Origin of the sequence: Pseudomonas sp. 51_B, assembly GCF_017491595.1 — a bacterium.
GTDB classification, from domain to species: Bacteria; Pseudomonadota; Gammaproteobacteria; order Pseudomonadales; family Pseudomonadaceae; genus Aquipseudomonas; species Aquipseudomonas promysalinigenes.
Window position 1 is genome coordinate 1 of record NZ_JAFGYW010000528.1, and the last position, 249, is coordinate 249.

Sequence of the window (249 nt, forward strand, 5' to 3'; positions counted from 1 at the left end):
GCTGCGAAATCGCGGCCGTCTTCAGACACCCCGGCCTGGAAGATCAGCGGTTGGCCCTGGGGTGAGCGCTGGATGTTCAGCGGCCCTTTAACCTTGAAGAACTCGCCCTGATGGCCCAGGGTGTGCAACTTGGCCGGGTCTAGGAAGCGGCCACTAGTGCGGTCCCGAGGGAAGGCATCGTCCTCGTACGAATTCCAGAGACCTTGCACCACCTGGACATGTTCCTGGGCCCGGGCATAGCGGGTATCG

At 62.7% G+C, this 249-nt stretch carries 1 protein-coding gene; it reads right to left on the reverse strand.

The window, feature by feature from the left end; translation table 11 throughout:
• Window positions 1–249: LLM class flavin-dependent oxidoreductase (locus J5M56_RS26050; protein WP_207938195.1), on the reverse strand; the 249-nt coding region annotated here is incomplete at both ends.